Origin of the sequence: Nocardioides caldifontis (assembly GCF_008087345.1) — a bacterium.
Classification (GTDB): domain Bacteria; phylum Actinomycetota; class Actinomycetes; order Propionibacteriales; family Nocardioidaceae; genus Marmoricola_A; species Marmoricola_A caldifontis.
Genome location: NZ_VHIB01000001.1, coordinates 42423 through 63448, shown reverse-complemented (window position 1 = coordinate 63448; position 21026 = coordinate 42423). Strand labels below are relative to the sequence as shown.

Genomic DNA, 21026 nt, shown 5'->3' with positions numbered 1-21026 from the left:
GCGCGGCGATGACCAGCTACGAGGAGGCCGGCGTCTCGATCGAGGCCGGCGACAAGGCCGTCGAGCTCATGAAGGTGTGGGTCGAGAAGGCCCGCCGCCCGGAGGTCCTCGGTGGCATCGGCGGGTTCGCCGGGCTCTTCGATGCCTCGGCGCTCAAGGGGTACGACCGGCCGCTGCTCGCCTCCAGCGCCGACGGCGTCGGCACCAAGGTCGCGATCGCGCAGGCGATGGACGTCCACCACACGATCGGGTTCGACCTGGTCGGGATGCTCGTCGACGACCTCGTGGTCTGCGGCGCCGAGCCGCTCTTCCTCACCGACTACATCGCCACCGGCCGGGTCGTGCCGGAGCGGATCGCGGCGATCGTCCAGGGCATCGCCGAGGCGTGCGTCCAGGCGGGGTGCGCGCTGATCGGTGGCGAGACCGCCGAGCACCCGGGGCTGCTCGGCCCCCACGAGTACGACGTGGCCGGCTCGACGACCGGCGTGGTCGAGGCGACCCGCCTCCTCGGCCCCGGACGGGTCCGCCCCGGCGACGTCGTCGTCGCGATGGCGAGCAGCGGGCTGCACAGCAACGGCTACTCGCTGGTGCGCCACGTGCTCCTCGACCGGGCCGGCTGGGCGCTGGACCGCGACGTCCCCGAGCTCGGCAGGACACTCGGTGAGGAGCTCCTCGAGCCGACCCGGATCTACGCCAAGGCGTGCCTCGCGCTCGCCCGGGAGACCCGCACCCACGCGATGTCGCACGTCACCGGCGGCGGGCTCGCGGCGAACCTCGCCCGGGTGCTGCCCGAGGAGGTCGCGGTGCGGATCGAGCGCGCCACCTGGACCCCGCCCCCGGTCTTCGGGCTGGTGGGCCAGGTGGGCGGCGTACCCCTGCCCGACCTCGAGGCGACGCTCAACATGGGTGTCGGGATGGTCGCGGTCGTGGACGCCGACGACGTCAGCCGGGTGCTGGCCACGCTCGAGGAGCACGACGTCCACGGCTGGGTCTGCGGCGAGGTCGTGAGCGCGGCCGACGACGCCGACCGGGCCGGCGGCACGGTCGTCCTGGAGGGCAGCCACCCCGGCTGGTGACGCCGGCGTGCGCGAGTTGGGACGGGGCGGGTAGCCTTGGCACCACGAGACGACCATCAGTAGACCGGACGCATGGCTCCTCGGCCGCACCGCCATCCACCAGGGCGGGGTGACCGAGGTTTCCTGACGCCGGCCAAGTTGCGAGGGGGTCGACCCTATGGGGCGCGGCCGTGCGAAGGCGAAGCAGACCAAGGTTGCCCGCGACCTGAAGTACCGCACTCACGAGACGGACTTCGGAGCGCTGGCTCGCGAGCTGCACGGGGGGGCGGGGAGCTTCGACAACACCCCCGACGACTCCCTCGACGACGACAGCGACGAGTGGGCCGACGCGGGCCCGCCCGGCGAGCGCGACTGACGATCGCGTCGGGCGGCCGCGACGGCCGCCCGACGCCGGGTGCCCGGTGACCGGGTGACCCGCTCCTAGCGGATGTTGCGGAGCCGACCGACCGCGGCGATCCGCCGTTCGGCGATCCTGTCGGCCGCGACCGACGGCGGCACACCGTCCGCCTCGGCGACCCGGAACACCTCCAGGGTGGTCTCGTGGATGCGGGCGGCCTTGGCGCGCGCCCGCTCGAACGAGAACCCGCGGAGCTCGTCGGCGACCTGGATCAGCCCACCGGCGTTGACCACGTAGTCGGGGGCGTAGAGCACGCCCCTGTCGGCGAGCACCTTGGCGATGCCGGGGTGCGCGAGCTGGTTGTTCGCCGCGCCGCACACGACACGGGCGCGGAGCACCTCCGCCACGTCGTCGTCGAGGGCGCCGCCGAGCGCGCACGGGGCGTACACGTCGAGCTCCTCGGCGACCAGCTGGGTGGTGCTCGCCGCCCGGCGCACGGCGGGGTTGCGGTGCTCGACCTCGGCGACCGCCCGCGGGTCGACGTCGGTGACCACCACGTCGGCGCCGTCCTCGACCAGGTGCTCGACGAGGTGGCGGCCGACCTTGCCGACGCCCGACACCCCGACGGTCCGGTCGCGCAGCGTCGGCCAGCCCCAGGTGACGAGGGCCGCGGCGCGCATCGCCTGGAAGACGCCGTACGCGGTGAGCACCGAGGAGTCCCCGGCGCCGCCCTCGGCCTCGGTGCGCCCGGTGACGAACTGGGTCTCCCGGGCGATCAGGTCCATGTCGGTGCTGCGGGTGCCGACGTCGCAGGCGGTGATGTAGCGGCCGCCGAGCCCCTGGACGAACCGGCCGTAGGCGCGGAACAGCGCCTCGCTGCGCAGCTGCTCCGGGTCGCCGATGATGACCGCCTTGCCGCCGCCGAGGTCCAGACCGGCGACCGCGGCCTTGTAGGTCATGCCGCGCGACAGGGCGAGCGCGTCGTCGAGCGCGGCCCCCTCGTCGGGGTAGGTGTGGAACCGGGTGCCGCCCAGGGCGGGGCCGAGCCTGGTGGAGTGGATCGCGATGATCGCGCGGAGCCCGGTCTCCTCGTCGGCGCAGTGGACGACCTGCTCGTGGCCGCCGAACCGGGCGAAGATGCTCGCGCCGGTGTCTCGGCGGCGGCCGGGGAGGGGTGGTGCGGTGAACGACTCGGTCACGGTGGTGACCCTTCCGTCTCGGCCCGCGGGGGTGGTGCGGGCAGGTGTGGCGCCCCGCTCGCGCGGGGGCTCGGGCCGGTCGCGAGGGTGTGCGACCTGTGCTCCATGCTAGGCCGCGGGGCCGGTGGCGGGGCGTTTCGCGGGCGGCGGGACGGAGGGCCTGACGGCTGGGCTTATGGTCCCCTCTTCCCCTTCATGAGGTATCGACCCATTGTCCTAGTTTTCCTTTCTGACTTAGGCTGAGGGACGCGTTGACGGGTGATAGGGGTCGCTCGCCAGCGAATCGGGGAAACCAACACATAGGGGATGCTCGCCAATGAACACCCGCCCACCTGAGTCCGAGGCTCTGCTCACTCCCGCCGAGGTCGCGTCGATGTTCCGCGTCGACCCGAAGACCGTCACCCGTTGGGCGAAGGCGGGCAAGCTCAGCTCGATCCGCACCCTCGGTGGCCACCGCCGCTACCGGGAGTCCGAGGTCCGTGAGCTGCTCTCCGGGATGCTCCCGGAGCAGCGTCGCGGCGACGAGCTCGGCTGACCGACCACGCGAGCGGCGGGCAGGGGGACTGCCCGCCCTTCGGCATGCCCTGATCCGGGCCCGCGACAGGCACTGCGACCTGCACTGACCGGCGCCGGGGCAGGGCCCCGACGCCTCCTCGTCAGCGAAGCCCGCGCACGTAGCCGGCCACGGCCCGGGCGTCGCGGAGCCGCTGCTCCCACGTCATGCCCAGCGCGATCAGCACCGCGCCGGCGCCACCGATGAGCGCCCAGCGGGGCACCCCGGTGCCCAGGTAGGACCCCGCCTCGCGGAGCACCAGCGCCAGCCCCACGGCAGCGCCGAAGGTGAGCGGGGCCGCCCACCGCCGCGTCGCGCCGGTGACGACCAGGGCGAGGCAGCCGAGGCCGAGCAGCAGGGCCCGCAGCGAGACCGGCTCCTCGAGGACGACGAGCAGGGACGGCACGAGGGCCAGCCCGAGCCCGGCGCCGAGCGCGCGGAAGGTGGAGAGCTCCCGGTCCCGGCGCATCGCGACCGCGCCGACCACGAGCAGCGCGACCGCCGACGGCAGCGTGTAGGCCTCGACGACGTCCACGCCCGCGTCGGCGAGCCGGACCCAGGTGGCGCTGACCAGCAGCAGCCCGCCGAGCCAGCCGACGCGGCGGCGGTCGCTGCGCAGCAGCGCGACGAGGGACGCGGTGACGCCGGCGGCGGTGAGGTATCCGGCCAGCCAGTCCGGCGATCCCTGCTCGACGTCCAGGCCGGCGCCGATCAGCCCGGTCATGGCGACGACGGTGGCGAGCTCGACCGCCACGACCGGCGGGGAGGAGGGCCGCGCCGCGGCCTGGACGTACGGGCGGCCCAGGACCACGGCCGCCGTCACGAGCAGGCCGACCAGCGCCACCGGACCACCACGGAGCCCAGCGACGGCACCCGCGGTCCAGACCAGCGCGGCGCCGAGGAGCGGGACCAGCGCGCCGGCCACCACCGCGACCTCGAGCGTGCGGTGACGCAGGTGGAGGGCGGCAGCCGCGGGCACCGTGACGACCAGGGCGGCCAGCGACAGCACCTCGTGGTGGAGGGCGAACGGCGCCGCGGCGATCGCGGCGACCGCGCCGGTGGCGACCGCTGCCCCGCGCAGCCGGTCCGGGCCCACCAGGGCCCCGACGGCACCGCCGGCCACCAGGACGAGCAGCACCGCGAGCGGCACCGCGACCGGAAGGTCGGTGAGCGCCAGGGTGCCGAGCGCTCCGACGGCCAGCGCGCCGCCGACGACCGTGGTCCCGGAGCGCCGGCCGACCTCGGCCCCCAGCCACGAGACCAGCGCGACCCCGGCGACCGCCAGCGCGGTCAGGGCGACCGGCAGCAGCCAGGCGTCCGCGATCGCCTCGCCGCCCGCGACCGGCAGCCGGCCGTCCGCCGAGCCGCCCCACACCGGGGTGGCGGCGTCGACCGCGGTGATCCCGACCAGCATCGCGAGCAGCGCGGCCTGGGCGCCGACCACGACGGCGGCGAGCCCGGCGGCGCCGAGCCCGACGGCGCCCCACGGCCGCGGGACGGCGACCAGGAGGGCGACCCCGACGAGCACGACCAGCACCGCGACCACGGTCGCCGGCGTCTCCGGCTCGTCGAGGACCGGCGCGACGACCGCGAGGGTCGCGACGAGGAACGCCGCACCGCCGGCGACGACCCGGCCCGCGAGCGGCAGCGGGCGGAGGGCGGCCACGCCGACGGCGAGGAGCGCGGCCGCGACCAGGGGCCACCCGTCGGCGTCGCCCACGACCGAGCCGATGCTCGGTGTCAAGCCCAGGTGGTCGAGGCCGGCGAGGACGAGGGCGAGCCAGGTGAGGACGGTGACGCAGGCCGCGCCGACGAGCGCCACGAGGAGCGGAGTGCGGCGGCGCAGCACCCAGGCCACCCCGGTGACAGCGCCGGCCACGAGCACCGCGACGAGCAGCCGCAGCTCCGCCGTACCGGAGGAGAGGGCGGCGATCCCGCCGGACAGGAGCGCGGCGCCCAGGGCGGCCGCGGCCTCGCCGACCGTGAGGCGGCGGGTGGCGGTGCGGGCGGCGGCGAGGGAGGCGAGGAGGCCGAGCGGGACCAGCAGCGCGCCGATGACGGCCACGAACGCTGCATCGCCCGGGGAGCCGAGCCACCCGGACGAGCGTGCGCCGACGAGGTCGAGCACGAAGAGGCCGGCGGCGACCGAGCCGAGCGCCTCGGCGGTGCCGCGGAGCCCGCGGCGGAGGGCCCAGGCCGACATCACGCCCGCGGCGGCGGTGAGGAGCACCAGCACCGCCGTACGACCGCCGACGCCGAGGCGGGACCAGGTGACCGCGAGGAAGACGAGCGCCGCGACGACGACGCAGACCGCGCCGAGCCCCAGCAGCAGCTGCGGGGCCCGACTCGGGCGCAGCACGTCGCGCGGCGGCGGGGGAACCGTCGGGGGTGCCGGGGGGAGCGACGCCGTGCTCGGTGCCGGCGCGCTCCCGGCGGCGACCGGCTGGCGTACGGCGGCCCGGAGCCGGGTCACGAGCGAGTCGGCGTGGACGAGGGTCGCGAAGAGCTCGCGGCCCAGGGGTCCGGAGAGGTCGACCCCGCAGGCGCCGCAGAGCGCGGACCCCGGAGCGAGCGGGGTGCCGCAGCTCGGGCAGCGGGTCGGGTCGGCGAAACGGCTCATGGCTCCATCGTTCCGTTTGCCGGCCCCGCGGGCCTCGGGAACCGCACTCATGCGCGGTGAGTAGCAGTACTCAACTCATTTTCCGGGCCCTCTGGACCTGTTCCGCGCCGATGTCCCGATCGGGACCTTCTCCGGTTGTCGCCGGCCCGACCCCGGTTCAGCCTCGAAGGTGCGGGGGCCGCGCGAGAGGACGACGACGTGACCAACATCCGCATCTCGGACGTGGGCCGGCTGGCCTGGCTGCCCAGCGGGCGGAGGACCAAGTGGGTCGTGGCCGTGTTCTGGCTGCTCGTGGTGGCCGCCGCGATGGCGCCGGCGAGCAAGCTGACGGAGGTCCAGTCCAACGACAGCTTCGCCTGGTTGCCGCAGGAGGCCGAGTCGACGCAGGTGCTCGACCGGATGGCGCCGTTCCAGTCCCAGAACGAGATCCCGACGCTGATCGTCTACGAGCGCGAGGGCGGGGTCACCCCCGAGGACCTGGCCGCGGTGGAGGAGCAGGTCGCGGAGATCGACGCTATCGACGCGGTGCTCCGCGACTCGGTCGGGCCGATCCCGTCCGAGGACGGCGAGGCGATCCAGGTCATCGTGCCGATCGACGCCGGCGACGGCGGCTGGGAGACCCTCGGCGAGGTGGTCGACGAGGTGCGGGCCGTCGTCGAGGCGGGCCCGGAGGGGCTCGACCACTACATCACCGGCCCGGGCGGCTACGCCGCCGACTCGGCCGAGGCGTTCTCCGGCATCGACGGCCGGCTGCTCGGCATCGCCGCCTCGGTCGTCGTGGTGATCCTGCTGTTCACCTACCGCAGCCCGGTGCTGTGGATCCTGCCGCTGGTCTCGGCGGGGGTCGCTCTGTTCGCGGCGCAGGCGGTGGTCTACTTCGCCGCGGAGTACGCCGACCTGACCGTCAACGCCCAGTCGCAGAGCATCCTCACGGTCCTGGTCTTCGGGGCCGGGACGGACTACGCGCTGCTGCTGGTCGCCCGCTACCGCGAGGAGCTGCGCCGCCACCGGGACCGCCACGAGGCGATGGCGTTCGCGCTGCACCGCGCCGGTCCGGCGATCTGGGCCTCCGGCGCCACCGTCATCGCGGGGATGCTCTGCCTGCTGCTGGCGAGCATGAACTCCACCTCCGGCCTCGGCCCGGTCTGCGCGATCGGCATCGGCGTCGGCCTGCTCGTGATGCTGTCGCTGCTCCCGGCGCTGCTGGTGATCTGCGGCCGCTGGGTGTTCTGGCCGAAGCGTCCGGCGTACGGCTCGCAGGACCCGGCCGAGCGCGGGCTCTGGGGCCGCGTCGGCCGCACGATCGCCCGCCGCCCGCGGGCCACCTGGGTGACGACGTCGGTCGTGCTGCTGCTCGCGACGTTCGCGGTCGTCCAGCTCGACGCGACGGGGCTCCGGCAGCAGGACCAGTTCTACGGCAAGCCGGAGGCGGTGCAGGGCGAGGAGGTCGTCACCGCCCACTTCGACGCCGGCTCGGGGCAGCCGGTCGACGTGGTGACCACGCCGCAGGCGGCCGAGGAGGTCGCCCGGGTCGTCGCCGACACCCCGGGGATCGCCTCCGTGGCGCCGCCGGTGGAGAAGGAGGGCACCGCCTGGATTGCGGCCACCCTCGCCGACCCGGCCGACACCGAGGCCGCCCGCGACACCGTGCTCCGGGTCCGGGACCGGATCCACGACGTCGAGGGCGCGAACGCCCAGGCCGGCGGCGGCACCGCGATCACCGAGGACATCCTCCAGGCGGCCGACCGGGACAACAAGGTGATCATCCCGGCGGTGCTCGTCGTGGTGTTCCTGATCCTGGCCGGGCTGCTCCGGGCGGTCGTCGCGCCGGTGCTGCTGATCGCGACCGTGGTGCTGTCGTTCTTCGCGGCGCTCGGGCTGTCGGCGCTGCTGTTCAAGCACGTCTTCGGGTTCGCGGGCGCCGACCCCGGGCTGCCGCTGTTCGTCTTCGTGTTCCTGGTCGCCCTGGGCATCGACTACAACATCTTCCTGATGACCCGGGTCCACGAGGAGGCCAAGGAGCTCGGCACCCGGCGCGGTGCGCTGGTGGGGCTCTCCGCGACCGGCGGCGTGATCACCTCCGCCGGGCTGGTGCTCGCCGGCACCTTCCTGGCGCTGGCGACCCTGCCGGTGGTCGCGTTCGCCGAGATCGGGATGGCGGTCGCGCTCGGCGTGCTGCTGGACACGATCGTCGTCCGCGCGGTCCTCGTCACCGCGCTGAACCTCGACGTCGGCCGGTGGATGTGGTGGCCGAGCGCGCTCTGGCGGCGCGAGGGCGAGACCCCCGAGCCGCCACCCCCGGTCGAGGAGGAGCGCGAGCTCGCCGCGCAGCAGTAAGGGGCGCCTCATCCGGTGCGGTCGGGCTGGTTCGCGAGCCCAGGACAACCCGACTGCACCGGAGGACGTCCAACAACCCAGGAGGTCATCATGCACCGTCGCACTGCACCCGCCACCCGTCTCGGCGCCGCCCTCGCCACGGCGGTCGCCGTCGGCTCGCTCGGGCTCGTCGCCCCGGCCGAGGCCGCCCCCGCGTTCGGCACCGACCCCGTCGTCGTGGAGAAGCCACGTGCCAAGGTCGCGAAGGTCGTCGACCTGCGCTGGGCCGAGCACCCCACGTTCGACCGCGTCGTCGTCGACCTGAGGGGACGGAGGAGCCCGGGGTACCACGCCTCCCACGTCCGCACGCTCGTGCGCGACGGCTCCGGCGAGACCGTGCGGATCCGTGGCCGGCACAAGTTCCAGCTCGTGCTCCGGCCCGCGCGCACGTTCGACCACAAGGGGCACAGCCTCTACGAGGGGCCGCGGCACCGGAAGATCGGGCTGCCGACGCTGAGGGCGATGACCTTCATGAGCGACTTCGAGGGTGACGTGGTCTTCGGGTTCGGCGTGCGGAGCAAGCCGTTCCGGGTCTTCACGCTGTCCCGGCCGAGCCGCGTGGTGCTGGACTTCAAGCACCCGCAGTAGCCGCGTCAGCGCCGGGCGCCGCCGAGCCGTCGGCTCACCTGCTCGGCCGTACGCCGGGCACCGGCCACGAGCCTCGGCTGGTCGGCGTCGCCGGGGACGGTGATCGCGACCGCGGCCACCGGGTGCTCGTTGTGGTCGAGCACCGGTGAGGCCACCGAGCCGAAGCCGGGGGTGATCTCGCCGTCCTCGAAGGCGTATCCCCGCCGCCGTGTCTCGGTGAGCAGCTGGCGGAGCGCGGTCAGCGAGGAGGGTCCGTCGGGGCCGCGGGTGACGAACGCGCTCCGGTCGGGGTAGAGCGCCCGCACCTGGTTGGTCGGCAGCGCGGCCAGGATCGCCCGGCCGCTGGCGGTCAGGTGGGCGGGGAGCCGGACGCCGACGTCGGTGACGAGCGGCGGCCGACCGGGGGCGCGTTCCTCCACCACGTAGAGCACCTCCCGGCCGTGCAGCACCGCGAGGTGCGCCGACTGGCCGACCGCGTCGACGAGAGCCGCCAGGTGGGGGCGCGCGATCCGCTGCAGCGGCTCCTGGCGGGTGTAGCCGCTGCCCACCTCGAACGCCGCCAGCCCGAGCCCGTAACGGTGCTCCTCGGGCAGGTGCACCACGAACCCTTCGGCGATCATCGCGCCGACGAGGTGGTAGGCACTGCTGCGCGGCACGTCGAGCTCGCGGGCCAGCCGGTCGAGGGTGACCGGCTCCGGCTGCCGGGCGAGGAACCGGAGCACCCGGAGGGCGCGGGTGGCAGCCGGGACGTGGGACATGGACCGAGTCTCGGATACGAGACGGCTGCTGGTCCACCGCCCTGGCGGCGGCCACCTCGGCGGCGTCTCATGGAGGGGTGGCAGAACGTCGAACCGTGACCGTCGGGACCGGACCCCTCGCGCCGGAGGAGGTGGTCGCCGTCGCGCGCGAGGACGCCCGCGTCGAACTCGGGCCGGACGCCCGTGACGCCCTCCAGCGCGCCCGCAAGACCGTGGACGCGTTGGCCGAGGAAGCCACGCCGGCGTACGGCATCTCGACGGGGTTCGGGGCGCTGGCGACGAAGCACATCCCCGCCGACCGGCGGGCGCAGCTCCAGCGGTCGCTGGTCCGCTCGCACGCCGCCGGGAGCGGCCCCGAGGTCGAGCGCGAGGTCGTCCGGGCCCTGATGCTGCTCCGGCTGTCGACGCTGGCCACCGGGCACACCGGCGTGCGGCTCTCCACCGCGGAGGCGCTGGCCGCGATGCTCGACGCGGGGATCACGCCGGTCGTCCACGAGTACGGCTCCCTCGGCTGCTCGGGGGACCTCGCCCCGCTGGCGCACTGCGCGCTCGCGCTGACGGGCGAGGGCGACGTGCGGACGCCCGACGGCGAGCGCGTCCCCGCTGCCGACGCGCTGCGCGCCGCGGGGCTCGAGCCGGTCGAGCTGGTGGCCAAGGAGGGGCTGGCGCTGATCAACGGCACCGACGGGATGCTCGGGATGCTGGTGCTCGCCCTCCACGACCTGCGCCGGCTGCTGCGCACCGCGGACGTCGCCGCCGCGATGTCGGTCGAGGCGCAGCTCGGCACCGACCGGGTGTTCGCCCCCGAGCTGCAGGCGCTGCGGCCGCACCCCGGCCAGGCCGACTCGGCGGCCAACCTGCTAGGACTCCTGGCCGGGTCCGCGATCGTCGCGAGCCACCGCGGCCCCGAGTGCAACCGCGTCCAGGACGCCTACTCGCTCCGCTGCTCGCCGCAGGTGCACGGGGCGGCCCGGGACACCTGGGAGCACGCCCTCCGAGTGGCGGAGCGCGAGCTGGCGTCGGCGATCGACAACCCGGTCGTCCTCGACGACGGACGAGTGGAGTCCAACGGCAACTTCCACGGCGCCCCGGTCGGCTACGTCCTGGACTTCCTCGCGATCGCGGTCGCCGACGTCGCGTCGATCTCGGAGCGGCGCACCGACCGGTTCCTCGACCCCGCACGCAGCCACGGGCTCCCGCCGTTCCTCGCCGACGACCCAGGGGTCGACTCGGGACACATGATCGCGCAGTACACCCAGGCCGGCATCGTCTCCGAGCTCAAGCGGCTCGCCGTCCCGGCCTCCGTCGACTCGATCCCGTCCTCCGCCATGCAGGAGGACCACGTCTCGATGGGGTGGGCGGCCGCCCGCAAGCTGCGCCGTTCCGTCGACGGGCTGGGACGCGTCCTCGCCGTCGAGCTGCTCACCGCCGCCCGGGCGCTGGACCTGCGCGCGCCGCTCGCCCCCTCGCCGGCCACCGCCGCCGTGGTGGCGCTGCTCCGCGAGGGAGTCGGCGGCCCCGGCCCCGACCGCCACCTCGCGCCGGAGATCGAGCACGCGGTCTCGCTCGTCACCTCGGGCGCCGTCGTCGACGCTGCCGAGTCGGTCACCGGGCCGCTCCACTGAGTTCTGGTCACACTGAGGAGAAACTGATGGAGAAGTCGGGACGGACGATCCGGGCCCCACGAGGCACCGAGCTCACCGCTCGCAGCTGGCAGACCGAGGCCCCGCTGCGGATGCTGATGAACAACCTCGACCCGGAGAACGCCGAGCGGCCCGAGGACCTGGTGGTGTACGGCGGGACCGGCAAGGCCGCGCGCAGCTGGCCGGCGTACGACGCGATCGTCCGGACGCTGACCACGCTGGCCGACGACGAGACGCTCCTCGTGCAGAGCGGCAAGCCGGTCGGCGTCCTGCGCACCCACGAGTGGGCGCCCCGGGTGCTGATCGCCAACTCGAACCTCGTGGGGGACTGGGCGAGCTGGGAGGAGTTCCGCCGGCTGGAGGAGCTCGGGCTGACGATGTACGGCCAGATGACGGCCGGCTCGTGGATCTACATCGGCACCCAGGGGATCCTGCAGGGCACCTTCGAGACGTTCGCCGCCGTGGCGGACCGGCGATTCGGCGGCACGCTCGCCGGGACCATCACGCTCACCGCCGGGCTCGGCGGGATGGGCGGCGCCCAGCCGCTCGCGGTCACGATGAACGACGGTGTCGCGATCTGCATCGAGTGCGACGACGGCCGGATCGCCCGGCGGATCGAGCACCGCTACCTCGACGTCCGCGCCGATTCCCTCGACCACGCGCTCGAGCTCGCTGTCGCCGCCCGCGACGAGCGCCGGCCGCTCTCCATCGGCGTGCTCGGCAACGCCGCGGAGCTGGTGCCCGAGCTGCTCGACCGCGGGGCGCCGATCGACGTGGTCACCGACCAGACCAGCGCCCACGACCCGCTCTCCTACCTCCCGGTCGGGGTGGCGTTCGAGGACTGGGCCGCCGAGCGCGAGGCGGACCCGGTCGGGTTCACCAAGCGGGCGCAGGAGTCGATGGCGCGCCACGTCGAGGCGATGGTCGGGTTCATGGACCGCGGGGCCGAGGTGTTCGACTACGGCAACTCGATCAGGGACGAGGCGCGGAAGGCCGGCTACGACAGGGCGTTCGACTTCCCGGGGTTCGTGCCGGCGTACATCCGGCCGCTGTTCTGCGAGGGCAAGGGGCCGTTCCGCTGGGCGGCGCTCTCCGGCGACCCCGCCGACATCGCGGCCACCGACCGGGCGGTGCTCGAGCTGTTCCCCGAGGACGAGCGGCTGCGGAAGTGGATCACGATGGCCCAGGAGCGGGTGCAATTCCAGGGGCTGCCGGCGCGGATCTGCTGGCTCGGCGCGGGCCAGCGCCACCTCGCCGGGCTGCGGTTCAACGAGATGGTCGCCTCGGGCGAGCTCAAGGCGCCGGTGGTGATCGGGCGGGACCACCTCGACTGCGGCTCGGTGGCCTCGCCCTACCGCGAGACCGAGGCGATGGCCGACGGCTCCGACGCGATCGCCGACTGGCCGCTGCTCAACGCGCTGGTGAACACCGCCTCGGGCGCCTCGTGGGTCTCGATCCACCACGGCGGCGGCGTCGGGATGGGCCGGTCGATCCACGCCGGCCAGGTGACCGTCGCCGACGGGACCGAGCTCGCGGCGCGCAAGATCGAGCGGGTGCTCACCAACGACCCGGCCACCGGCGTGCTGCGCCACGTCGACGCGGGGTACGACCGGGCGGTCGAGGTCGCCGAGGAGCAGGGGCTGCAGGTCCCGATGGCCCGATGACGTTCGAGGCGATGTGGCGCGACCTGGTGCCGGTCGGCCGCTCGGCACGGACCGGCGGCTACGCGCGGCTGCCGTTCGCCGCCGCCGAGCGGGAGTGCCACGCGTGGTTCCTCGAGCAGTGCCGCGCGCGCGGCCTCGAGGTCGAGGGCGACGGGAACGGCAACGTGGTCGCCTGGTGGCGCCCGGAGGGAAGTCGAGGCGGCGGGGTCGTCACCGGCTCGCACCTCGACTCGGTGCCCGACGGCGGTGCGTACGACGGCCCGCTGGGCGTGGTCTCCGCGCTGGCCGCCCTCGACGTGCTCCGCGACCGCGGCTTCGTCCCCACGCGCCCGCTCGGGGTCGCGGTGTTCGTGGAGGAGGAGGGGTCGCGGTTCGGGATCGCCTGCCTGGGGTCGCGACTGGCGACCGGCACGTTGTCCGCCACGCAGGCGCAGGAGCTCCGCGACCGCGACGGCACCGCCCTCCTGGACGCCATGGCGGCGGCCGGGCTGGAGCCGTCGCTGGGTCCGTCGGCGCTGCTCGACGGGATCGGCTGCTTCGTCGAGCTCCACGTGGAGCAGGGGCGCGATCTGGTGCACCGGGGAGCCGCGGTCGGGGTGGCGAGCGCGATCCGGCCGCACGGGCGCTACCGGTTCGACTTCGCCGGCGAGGCCAACCACGCCGGGACCACGAGCATGGCGGACCGCCGCGACCCGATGCTCACCTACGCCGCGACGGTGCTCGCCGCCCGCGAGCAGGCCGGACGCACCGAGGCGCGGGCCACGTTCGGGCGCCTCGACGTGCACCCCGGCGGCACGAACGCGGTGCCCTCCCGGGTCACCGCCTGGCTGGACGCGCGGGCCGGCTCCGAGGAGGAGCTCCGCGCCCTGGTCGGCGAGGTCGAGCGGCGGGCGACCGGACACGCTGCGGTCGACGGCACCGCGGTCACCGTGACCGCCGAGTCGGTGTCGCCGGAGGTGCGGTTCGACGGGGAGCTCGCCGCGAGGATCGCGGAGGGGCTCGGCGGTGTCCCGGTCGTCCCCACGATGGCCGGCCACGACGCGGGCGTGCTGTCCGCGGCCGGGGTCCCCACCGCGATGCTCTTCGTCCGCAACCCCACCGGCGTCTCGCACTCTCCGGCGGAGCACGCCGAGGTCGAGGACTGCCTTGCCGGCGTCACTGCGCTCGCCGACACCCTCGGACGGCTGGCCGGATGAGCGACCGCTACTGGCTCGAGCGTGCGTGGCTGGGGGACCGGCTCGAGGACGGCGTGCTCGTCACGGTCGAGGACGGCCGGTTCTCCTCGGTCGAGCCTGGGGTGGCGACGCCGGCGGAAGCCGTACGGCTCGCGGGGCTGACGCTGCCGGGGCTGGCGAACTGCCACAGCCACGCGTTCCACCGGGCGCTCCGCGGCCGGACCCAGGTGCGGGGCACCTTCTGGAGCTGGCGCGAGCGGATGTACGACCTCGCCGGCCGGCTCACCCCGGACACCCTGTTCGAGCTCGCCCGGGCGACGTACCGGGAGATGGCCGCGGCCGGCATCACCACCGTCGGGGAGTTCCACTACCTCCACCACGACCGCGACGGACGCCGGCACGCGGAGGCGAACGCGACGGGGCTCGCCCTCGTCGACGCGGCCCGCGAGGCCGGCATCCGGATCGCGCTGCTCGACACCTGCTACCTCGCCTCGGGGATCGGCGCGCCGCCCGAGGGGGTGCAGCGTCGGTTCTCCGACGGCACGGCCGAGATCTGGGCCGAGCGCGCGGAGTCGCTCGCCTCGGCCGTGGCCCGCCGCCCGGACGCCTCCGCGGTGGTGGTCGGCGCGGCGATCCACTCGGTGCGTGCGGTGCCGCGCGAGGCGCTGCCGACGGTGGCGTCGTGGGCGACCGGGCGGGAGGCGCCCCTCCACGTGCACGTGTCCGAGCAGGTCGGGGAGAACGAGGCGACCCGCGCGGCGTACGGCTGCACCCCGACGGAGCTGCTCGCCGACGCCGGCGCGCTCGGGCCCCTCACCACCGCGGTCCACGCCACGCATCTCACCGACCGCGACGTCGCGCTGCTGGGCAGCAGCGCGACCACGGTCTGCGCGTGCCCGACGACCGAGCGTGACCTCGGCGACGGCGTCGGGCCGTTCCGGCGGCTCCGGGACGCGGGGGCGCCGCTGTCGGTCGGGTCGGACAGCCACGCCGTGGTCGACCCGTTCGAGGAGCTGCGCGCCGTCGAGCTCGACGAGCGGCTGGTGTCCCAGGAGCGCGGCCACTGGGCCGCCGAGGAGCTGGCGGCGGCGGCGACGTACGACGGCCACCGGTCGCTCGGCTTCGCCGACGCCGGGCGGATCGAGGTCGGCGCCCGGGCGGACCTGGTCACCCTCGACACGGCGAGCCCGCGCACGGCCGGGACGGGTGCCACCCTGGGCACCGTGGTCTTCGCCGCCTCCGCCGCCGACGTCACCCACGTCGTGGTCGACGGCCGCGTGGTCTCCACCGGCGACTCCGCCGAGGTCGGCCGGGAGCTCGACCGGATCGTCACCCGGCTGTGGGAGGACCGATGACGTCGCTGCTGGTCACCGGGGTCGGTGAGCTGGTCACCAACGACCCTGCGCTCGGCGACGGCTCGCCGATCGGGCTGCTGCGCGACGCCGCGCTCGTGGTCGAGGACGGTGTCGTCACCTGGGTCGGGAGCATGGCCGAGGCGCCGGCGGCGGACGAGGCGTACGACGTCGGCGGCCGCGCGGTCGTGCCGGGGTTCGTGGACTCCCACAGCCACCTGGTGTTCGCGGGCGACCGGAGCGCCGAGTTCGAGGCCCGGATGACCGGGACGCCGTACTCCGCCGGCGGTATCCGCACCACCGTCGCCGCCACCCGTGCCGCCACCGACGAGCAGCTGCTGGCGAACGTCATCCGGCTGGTCGGCGAGATGCGCCGCCAGGGGACGACCACGGTCGAGGTGAAGAGCGGCTACGGGCTGACGGTCGGGGACGAGGCACGGTCGCTCGCCCTCGCCCGGCAGGTCACGGAGGAGACGACGTTCCTCGGGGCGCACGTGGTGCCGCCCGAGAACGCCGACGACCCCGCGGCGTACGTCGACCTCGTGACCGGCCCCATGCTCGAGGCCTGTGCGCCGCACGCCCGCTGGATCGACGCGTTCTGCGAGCGGGGTGCCTTCGACGCCGAGCAGGCGAGGGCGGTGCTGGCCGCGGGGTCGGCGAAAGGGCTGCGTGGGCGGCTGCACGCCAACCAGCTCGGCCCCGGTCCCGGGGTGCGGCTCGCGTGCGAGCTCGGGCTGGTCGCGGTCGACCACTGCACGTACCTCACCGACGACGACGTCACCGCGCTCTCCTCCAGCGGCACGGTGGCGACGCTGCTGCCGGGGGTGGAGTTCTCGACCCGGTCGCCGTACCCGGACGCCCGCCGGCTCCTCGACGCCGGGTGCACCGTCGCGCTCGCCAGCGACTGCAACCCGGGGTCGAGCTACACCTCCTCGATGCCGCTCTGCGTCGCGCTCGCCGTCCGCGAGATGCGGATGTCACCGGCCGAGGCGCTCTGGTCGGCCACGGCGGGTGGTGCCCGTGCCCTCGACCGCGACGACGTCGGCCGGCTCTCCCCGGGGGCGAAGGGGCACCTCGTGGTGCTCGACGCCCCGTCGTACGTCCACCTCGCCTACCGCCCCGGCGTCCCGCTGGTCCACCAGGTGCTGTCGTGACCGTGTCGAGCCGCCCCTCGTGGCGCGCGTGGTGGGTGTTGAACCGCCCCTCGTGGCGCGCGTGCTCGCGTCCCTGGTCGCGCAGCTGAACGAGCTTTCACCGGATCCGCGCCGGTCCGCGTGAAAGTCCGCGCAGGTGCACGCATCGAGACACCGGCGCGTCGTACGACGGCCCGGCTCGCCACAAGGGGCGGTTCGACACAACCGCGCTCGCCACGAAGGGCGGTTCGACACAACCGCGCTCGCCACGAGGGGCGGTTCGACACAACCGCGCTCGCCACGAAGGGCGGTTCGACACAACCGCGCTCGCCACGAGGGGCGGTTCGACACAACCGCGCTCGCCACGAGGGGCGGTTCGACACAACCGCGCTCGCCACGAGGGGCGGTTCAACCACCTCGAGGGGTTTCGACAAGCTCAACGACCACCGTCGTAGATCAGGCCGGCGTCGGTGACCCGGGCGCCGGCGGAGGGGCGGTGCGGGGTACGCCGCCCGTCGTGGCCGAGGTGCTCGACGGGCACGGAGCGGATCAGGACCAGCACGTCGCTGACCAGCCGCCGGTGACAACGCCACCAGAGGCTCTCGCTGCACATGATCGCGGTGGTGCCCTCCTCCGCCAGGAGCTCGTCGAGGGCGTCGGTGAACTCGGGAGTGCGCGTGTGGACGGCGTACGCCCGGAACGCCTCCACCTCCCACCAGGTGTCCGGCGACTCCTCCGGCGCCGTGCGCCGGCCGCCGAGCCGTGGCTCCCACCGGTACGCGATGCCGGCCTCCGGCAGCCACCGCGCGAGCTCGTCGGTCGCCACGTGCGGGTGGCGTCGGCTGCCGGGGAAGCGGCGTACGTCGACGACCCGCTCCACCCTGGCGCCGCGCAGCAGCTCCACCAGCTCGTCCTGGGATGCCGTCCCGTGGCCGAACGTCAGCATGCCGTCACGCCACGCGCACGCAGCAGAACCCCGGCTCCGGGGCGAGCCGTGCCTCGAGGTCGGCCTCCCCGAGCCCGTCGAGCACGCCGCTGACCAGCGAGAGGTTCAGCCCGCAGACCAGCTCGACGTGGTCGGCGGCGAGCCGGTCGAACGGGCAGTTCGTCAGGCACAGCTCGACGTCGACCACCCGCGGCTCGTAGCCGTGCGGTCGGAGCACCTCACCGACGCGGTCCAGCGGCGACCCGGCCGGAGTCGGCGCCGCCGCGGTGAGTCGCGCTCCGACCTGCCGGGCAGCCCCCCGCACCGCCTCGTCGACCGGCACCTGGTCCCGCACCGCCCGGTCGACGCCCTCGGCGAGCACCTCGCCGACGAGGTCGTAGCGGCGCGGGGGCACCGAGACCGCGACCTCGCGCTCCGACCGGCGGTAGAGCTTCGCCGGCCTCCCCGCCCCCGGCCCCGTCCGGCCGGTGAGCCGGCGGTACTCCACCTCGAGGAGCCCGGCCGCGACCAGCTTGTCGAGGTGGAACTTCGCGGAGTGCACCGGCACGCCGACCGCCTCCGCCGCCTGCTCGCGGCTGACCGGCGCCGGCTGCCCGACGACGTGCTCGTACAGGGCGCGGCGGGCCGGCTCGGCCAGGACCCCCACGCTGCTCAGCTGGGCACCGACGTCGTCCATGCGACTCCTCTATCAGACACGGCCATTGACGAAAGAAGATTGGGGTTCTAACGTCAAGAACATACTCCGTTAGAGCCCGAGGAGGCTGCCATGACCCACCTCCGTTCCTTCCGACCCGGCACCGCGACCACCGGCGCCGAGTCCCGGGACCCGGCCGCCGAGCAGGCGTTCGCCCTGCTCCGGACCGTCTTCACCATCGCCCCGATCGCGTTCGGGCTCGACAAGTTCGCCGGGCTCCTCGCCGACTGGGAGCAGTACCTCGCCCCGTGGGTGGACGATCTCGTCCCGGGCACCGCCCACCAGGCGATGCTCGCGGTCGGCGTGGTCGAGGTCGCGGCCGGGCTGCTGGTCGCCGTACGCCCCGACCTCGGCGGCTACGTCGTCGCGGCCTGGCTGGCCGGGATCATCCTCAACCTGGTCACGATGGGGGAGTACCACGACGTCGCCCTTCGCGACTTCGGGCTGCTCGTCGCGGCCCTCGCCCTCGCCCGGCTGGCCGCGGGCCGCACGCGCACCGGGGCGGCCCGATGACCGCGCCGATGTCTGCGGCGACGTCTGCGGCGATGTCTGCGCAGCCCGACGCCGCGACCGTGCTGCCGTGGCGGCCGCGCGTCGCCGCGGAGACGACGGTCGACCTCGAGGCCGCCGAGGAGGCCGCCGCCGCTCTTCTCGCCGCGCTCGGCCAGCGGCTGGACACGCCGCACCTCGCCGAGACGCCGAGGCGGATGGCGGCGGCGTACGCCGAGCTGCTGAGCCCCGCGCCGTTCGAGCTCACGACGTTCCCCAACACCGAGGGGTACGACGAGCTGGTGCTCGTCCGCGACATCCCGGTGCGCTCGGTGTGCGAGCACCACGGGCTGCCGTTCACCGGGGTCGCGCACATCGGCTACCTCCCCGGTGAGCGGATCCTCGGGTTGTCGAAGTTCGCCCGGCTCGTCGAGTTCTTCGCCTCGAGCACCCAGACCCAGGAGCGGCTCACCAAGCAGGTGGCCGAGCACCTGCAGACCCACGTCGCGCCGCGCGGCGTCGGGGTGGTCGTCGAGGCCGAGCACACGTGCATGAGCCTGCGCGGAGTCCGCGCACCGGGCACCCGCACGGTCACCTCCGCGATGCTCGGCACCCTGCGCACCGACCCGTCGTCGCGCGCGGAGTTCCTGGCGCTGACCCGCGATCGGGGTGGTCCGCGATGAGCAGCGGGGCCTTCGTGGTGGTCGGTGCCGGGCTGGCCGGCGCCACCGCGGTCGCGACGTTGCGGGAGCAGGGGTACGACGGACGCCTGGTGCTCGTCGGCGCCGAGCCGCACCTGCCGTACGAGCGCCCGCCGCTGTCCAAGGCCTACCTCGCGGGCCAGGCCTCCTTCGAGGACGCGTTCGTCCACCCGGCGGAGTTCTACGACACCCGCGACGTGGAGCTCCGGCTCGGTGCACCGGCCACCGGGCTCGACCTCGAGGCCCACACCGTGAAGGTCGGTGGCGAGCGGTTCGGCTACGACCGTCTCCTGCTCGCCACCGGGTCGACCGCCCGTCGCCTCCCGTCGGCCGACCGCAGCGGAGCGACCGTGGCCTACCTGCGCACCGTCGAGGACTCCGACCGGATCAGGGCGGCGCTCCGCCCCGGTCGCCGTGTGGTCGTCGTCGGCGGCGGCTGGATCGGCCTCGAGGTAGCCGCCACCGCGCGCACCGCCGGCTGCGACGTCGTCGTGGTCGAGCCGCTCGCGGAGCCGTTGACGCGGGTGCTGGGCCCGACCGTCGGCCGGCTCTTCGCCGACCTGCACCGCGCCCACGGGGTCGAGGTCCGCACCTCGACGGCCGTCACCGGGATCCGCAGCCGGCCCCCGACCGGGACGCCCGCCGACGGTGTCCCCGCCGTGGTGGAGCTCGACGACGGCACCGCCGTCCAGGCCGACCTGCTGGTCGTCGGGATCGGCGCGGTGCCGACCACCGAGCTCGCGGAGGCAGCCGGCCTCGAGGTGGGCGACGGCGTCCTCGCCGACGAGACGCTGCGCACCTCCCACCCGGACGTGTTCGTCGCCGGCGACCTCGCGAACGCCTGGCACGCGCGGTTCGGACGGCGGCTCCGCGTCGAGCACTGGCACAACGCGAAGGCGCAGGGGGCGACGGCGGCCCGGAACATGCTGGGCGCGGAGGAGCCCCACGACCACCTCCCGTACTTCTTCACCGACCAGTACGACCTCGGCATGGAGTACGTCGGTCACGCCGGCGGCGACGACGGGCTGGTGCTCCGAGGCGACCCGGGAAGCGGCGTCTACACCGCCTTCTGGGCCACCGGCGACCGGGTCTCGGCCGCGATGCACGTCAACGACTGGGACGCCACCCCGTCGCTGCGCGCGATCGTGGGTGCCGACCACGTCGACCTCGCCCGGCTCCGGGACCCCGCGGTCCCCTTGGGCGAGGTCGTCGCGAGTCCTACAGTGCCGTGAACCCGTCCTGAGGAGAGCCATGGAGCCCCGGCCGCCCGTCCCGCCGTTCACCGAGGAAGACGCGATCAAGAAGGTCCGAGCCGCGGAGGACGGCTGGAACACCCGGAACCCCGAGAAGGTCGCCCTCGCCTACACCCCCGACAGCCGGTGGCGGAACCGGTCGGAGTTCTTCACCGGCCGCGAGGCGATCGTCGAGTTCCTGACCCGCAAGTGGGCCAAGGAGCTCGACTACCGGCTGATCAAGGAGATGTGGGCCTTCGGCGAGGACCGGATCGCGGTGCGGTTCGCCTACGAGTGGCACGACGACACGGGCGCCTGGTTCCGCTCGTACGGCAACGAGAACTGGCTTTTCGACGCCAACGGGCTGATGGCGCGCCGCCACGCCAGCATCAACGACGTGCCCATCGACGAGGCGGACCGCAAGTTCCGCTGGCCGCTCGACGGTCCGCGCCCCGCGGACCACCCGGGGCTCACCGACCTCGACCTGTGA

19 protein-coding genes are annotated in these 21026 nt (G+C 74.7%); 14 read left to right on the top strand and 5 right to left on the bottom strand.

Annotation, left to right across the window (positions count from 1 at the left end):
- Nucleotides 1-8 precede the first annotated feature (8 nt).
- Together purM and FIP57_RS08460 are read left to right on the top strand one after the other, a co-directional pair.
- Nucleotides 9-1076 (top strand): phosphoribosylformylglycinamidine cyclo-ligase, encoded by a 1068-nt coding sequence (gene purM / locus FIP57_RS08465; protein WP_148573108.1) that lies wholly within the window; start codon nucleotides 9-11, stop codon nucleotides 1074-1076.
- A 157-nt stretch (nucleotides 1077-1233) separates the two neighbouring features.
- On the top strand, nucleotides 1234-1431 hold the full coding sequence (locus FIP57_RS08460) for a DUF3073 domain-containing protein (RefSeq protein WP_148573107.1): 198 nt from the start codon (nucleotides 1234-1236) through the stop codon (nucleotides 1429-1431).
- A 65-nt stretch (nucleotides 1432-1496) separates the two neighbouring features.
- Here the strand turns inward: FIP57_RS08460 and FIP57_RS08455 are convergent, their stop codons facing one another.
- Nucleotides 1497-2612: a Glu/Leu/Phe/Val family dehydrogenase gene (locus FIP57_RS08455; protein WP_275266151.1), complete on the bottom strand. Its 1116-nt coding sequence runs from the start codon at nucleotides 2610-2612 to the stop codon at nucleotides 1497-1499.
- A 316-nt stretch (nucleotides 2613-2928) separates the two neighbouring features.
- Here FIP57_RS08455 and FIP57_RS08450 point away from each other — a divergent pair, with 316 nt between their 5' ends.
- Nucleotides 2929-3147: a BldC family transcriptional regulator gene (locus FIP57_RS08450; protein ID WP_148573106.1), complete on the top strand. Its 219-nt coding sequence runs from the start codon at nucleotides 2929-2931 to the stop codon at nucleotides 3145-3147.
- 121 nt (nucleotides 3148-3268) lie between these two features.
- On the opposite strand, the gene FIP57_RS08445 is transcribed toward FIP57_RS08450, so the two are convergent.
- Nucleotides 3269-5785 (bottom strand): zinc ribbon domain-containing protein, encoded by a 2517-nt coding sequence (locus FIP57_RS08445; RefSeq protein ID WP_148573105.1) that lies wholly within the window; start codon nucleotides 5783-5785, stop codon nucleotides 3269-3271.
- Between the two features lie 198 nt (nucleotides 5786-5983).
- Between FIP57_RS08445 and FIP57_RS08440 the strand changes: the two genes are divergently transcribed.
- Nucleotides 5984-8122: an MMPL family transporter gene (locus FIP57_RS08440; protein WP_238993362.1), complete on the top strand. Its 2139-nt coding sequence runs from the start codon at nucleotides 5984-5986 to the stop codon at nucleotides 8120-8122.
- Between the two features lie 90 nt (nucleotides 8123-8212).
- Nucleotides 8213-8749: an AMIN-like domain-containing (lipo)protein gene (locus tag FIP57_RS08435; RefSeq protein WP_148573104.1), complete on the top strand. Its 537-nt coding sequence runs from the start codon at nucleotides 8213-8215 to the stop codon at nucleotides 8747-8749.
- Nucleotides 8750-8754: 5 nt separating this feature from the next.
- On the opposite strand, the gene FIP57_RS08430 is transcribed toward FIP57_RS08435, so the two are convergent.
- Nucleotides 8755-9507: an IclR family transcriptional regulator gene (locus FIP57_RS08430; RefSeq protein WP_148573103.1), complete on the bottom strand. Its 753-nt coding sequence runs from the start codon at nucleotides 9505-9507 to the stop codon at nucleotides 8755-8757.
- A 95-nt stretch (nucleotides 9508-9602) separates the two neighbouring features.
- Here FIP57_RS08430 and hutH point away from each other — a divergent pair, with 95 nt between their 5' ends.
- The 5 genes from hutH to hutI are packed head-to-tail and all read left to right on the top strand — an operon-like array spanning nucleotide 9603 to nucleotide 16495.
- Entirely contained in the window at nucleotides 9603-11132 is a 1530-nt protein-coding gene (hutH, locus tag FIP57_RS08425) for a histidine ammonia-lyase (protein ID WP_203231134.1), read from the top strand.
- 26 nt (nucleotides 11133-11158) lie between these two features.
- Nucleotides 11159-12814, top strand: a complete 1656-nt coding sequence (gene hutU, locus FIP57_RS08420) for a urocanate hydratase (RefSeq protein WP_148573101.1) — start codon at nucleotides 11159-11161, stop codon at nucleotides 12812-12814.
- A complete protein-coding gene (locus FIP57_RS08415) occupies nucleotides 12811-14010 on the top strand; it encodes an allantoate amidohydrolase (RefSeq protein WP_203231133.1) in 1200 nt (399 codons plus the stop codon). The genes hutU and FIP57_RS08415 overlap by 4 nt, the downstream gene beginning before the upstream one ends.
- Nucleotides 14007-15344: a formimidoylglutamate deiminase gene (locus FIP57_RS08410; RefSeq protein ID WP_148573100.1), complete on the top strand. Its 1338-nt coding sequence runs from the start codon at nucleotides 14007-14009 to the stop codon at nucleotides 15342-15344. Before FIP57_RS08415 ends, FIP57_RS08410 begins: the two co-directional genes overlap by 4 nt.
- Nucleotides 15341-16495, top strand: coding sequence for an imidazolonepropionase (hutI, locus tag FIP57_RS08405; RefSeq protein ID WP_148573099.1), 1155 nt, complete (start codon nucleotides 15341-15343; stop codon nucleotides 16493-16495). The genes FIP57_RS08410 and hutI overlap by 4 nt, the downstream gene beginning before the upstream one ends.
- 415 nt (nucleotides 16496-16910) lie before the next feature.
- On the opposite strand, the gene FIP57_RS08400 is transcribed toward hutI, so the two are convergent.
- A complete protein-coding gene (locus tag FIP57_RS08400; protein WP_148573098.1) occupies nucleotides 16911-17420 on the bottom strand; it encodes a DUF488 domain-containing protein in 510 nt (169 codons plus the stop codon).
- Between the two features lie 4 nt (nucleotides 17421-17424).
- Nucleotides 17425-18096, bottom strand: coding sequence for a helix-turn-helix transcriptional regulator (locus tag FIP57_RS08395; RefSeq protein WP_148573097.1), 672 nt, complete (start codon nucleotides 18094-18096; stop codon nucleotides 17425-17427).
- Nucleotides 18097-18186: 90 nt separating this feature from the next.
- Here FIP57_RS08395 and FIP57_RS08390 point away from each other — a divergent pair, with 90 nt between their 5' ends.
- From FIP57_RS08390 to FIP57_RS08375, 4 genes are read left to right on the top strand one after another with little or no spacing between them, the layout of a single operon-like run.
- Complete coding sequence (locus FIP57_RS08390; protein ID WP_148573096.1) at nucleotides 18187-18627, top strand: hypothetical protein; 441 nt, start codon at nucleotides 18187-18189, stop codon at nucleotides 18625-18627.
- A gap of 32 nt (nucleotides 18628-18659) precedes the next feature.
- Nucleotides 18660-19286 carry a GTP cyclohydrolase I gene (folE, locus tag FIP57_RS08385; protein WP_148573095.1) on the top strand — a complete coding sequence of 209 codons (627 nt, stop codon included), beginning with the start codon at nucleotides 18660-18662 and terminating at the stop codon, nucleotides 19284-19286.
- A complete protein-coding gene (locus FIP57_RS08380) occupies nucleotides 19283-20536 on the top strand; it encodes an NAD(P)/FAD-dependent oxidoreductase (protein ID WP_148573094.1) in 1254 nt (417 codons plus the stop codon). Before folE ends, FIP57_RS08380 begins: the two co-directional genes overlap by 4 nt.
- A 19-nt stretch (nucleotides 20537-20555) precedes the next feature.
- A complete protein-coding gene (locus tag FIP57_RS08375) occupies nucleotides 20556-21026 on the top strand; it encodes a nuclear transport factor 2 family protein (protein ID WP_148573093.1) in 471 nt (156 codons plus the stop codon).

Coding starts and splice junctions, on each gene's coding strand:
- hutI (WP_148573099.1), top strand. CDS start 15,341: ATGACGTCGCTGCTGGTCACCGGGGTCGGTGAGCTGGTCACCAACGAC.
- FIP57_RS08430 (WP_148573103.1), bottom strand. CDS start 9,507: ATGTCCCACGTCCCGGCTGCCACCCGCGCCCTCCGGGTGCTCCGGTTC.
- FIP57_RS08445 (WP_148573105.1), bottom strand. CDS start 5,785: ATGAGCCGTTTCGCCGACCCGACCCGCTGCCCGAGCTGCGGCACCCCG.
- FIP57_RS08380 (WP_148573094.1), top strand. CDS start 19,283: ATGAGCAGCGGGGCCTTCGTGGTGGTCGGTGCCGGGCTGGCCGGCGCC.
- FIP57_RS08375 (WP_148573093.1), top strand. CDS start 20,556: ATGGAGCCCCGGCCGCCCGTCCCGCCGTTCACCGAGGAAGACGCGATC.
- FIP57_RS08460 (WP_148573107.1), top strand. CDS start 1,234: ATGGGGCGCGGCCGTGCGAAGGCGAAGCAGACCAAGGTTGCCCGCGAC.
- folE (WP_148573095.1), top strand. CDS start 18,660: ATGTCTGCGCAGCCCGACGCCGCGACCGTGCTGCCGTGGCGGCCGCGC.
- FIP57_RS08390 (WP_148573096.1), top strand. CDS start 18,187: ATGACCCACCTCCGTTCCTTCCGACCCGGCACCGCGACCACCGGCGCC.
- hutU (WP_148573101.1), top strand. CDS start 11,159: ATGGAGAAGTCGGGACGGACGATCCGGGCCCCACGAGGCACCGAGCTC.
- FIP57_RS08395 (WP_148573097.1), bottom strand. CDS start 18,096: ATGGACGACGTCGGTGCCCAGCTGAGCAGCGTGGGGGTCCTGGCCGAG.
- purM (WP_148573108.1), top strand. CDS start 9: ATGACCAGCTACGAGGAGGCCGGCGTCTCGATCGAGGCCGGCGACAAG.
- FIP57_RS08435 (WP_148573104.1), top strand. CDS start 8,213: ATGCACCGTCGCACTGCACCCGCCACCCGTCTCGGCGCCGCCCTCGCC.
- FIP57_RS08410 (WP_148573100.1), top strand. CDS start 14,007: ATGAGCGACCGCTACTGGCTCGAGCGTGCGTGGCTGGGGGACCGGCTC.
- FIP57_RS08400 (WP_148573098.1), bottom strand. CDS start 17,420: ATGCTGACGTTCGGCCACGGGACGGCATCCCAGGACGAGCTGGTGGAG.
- FIP57_RS08415 (WP_203231133.1), top strand. CDS start 12,811: ATGACGTTCGAGGCGATGTGGCGCGACCTGGTGCCGGTCGGCCGCTCG.
- FIP57_RS08450 (WP_148573106.1), top strand. CDS start 2,929: ATGAACACCCGCCCACCTGAGTCCGAGGCTCTGCTCACTCCCGCCGAG.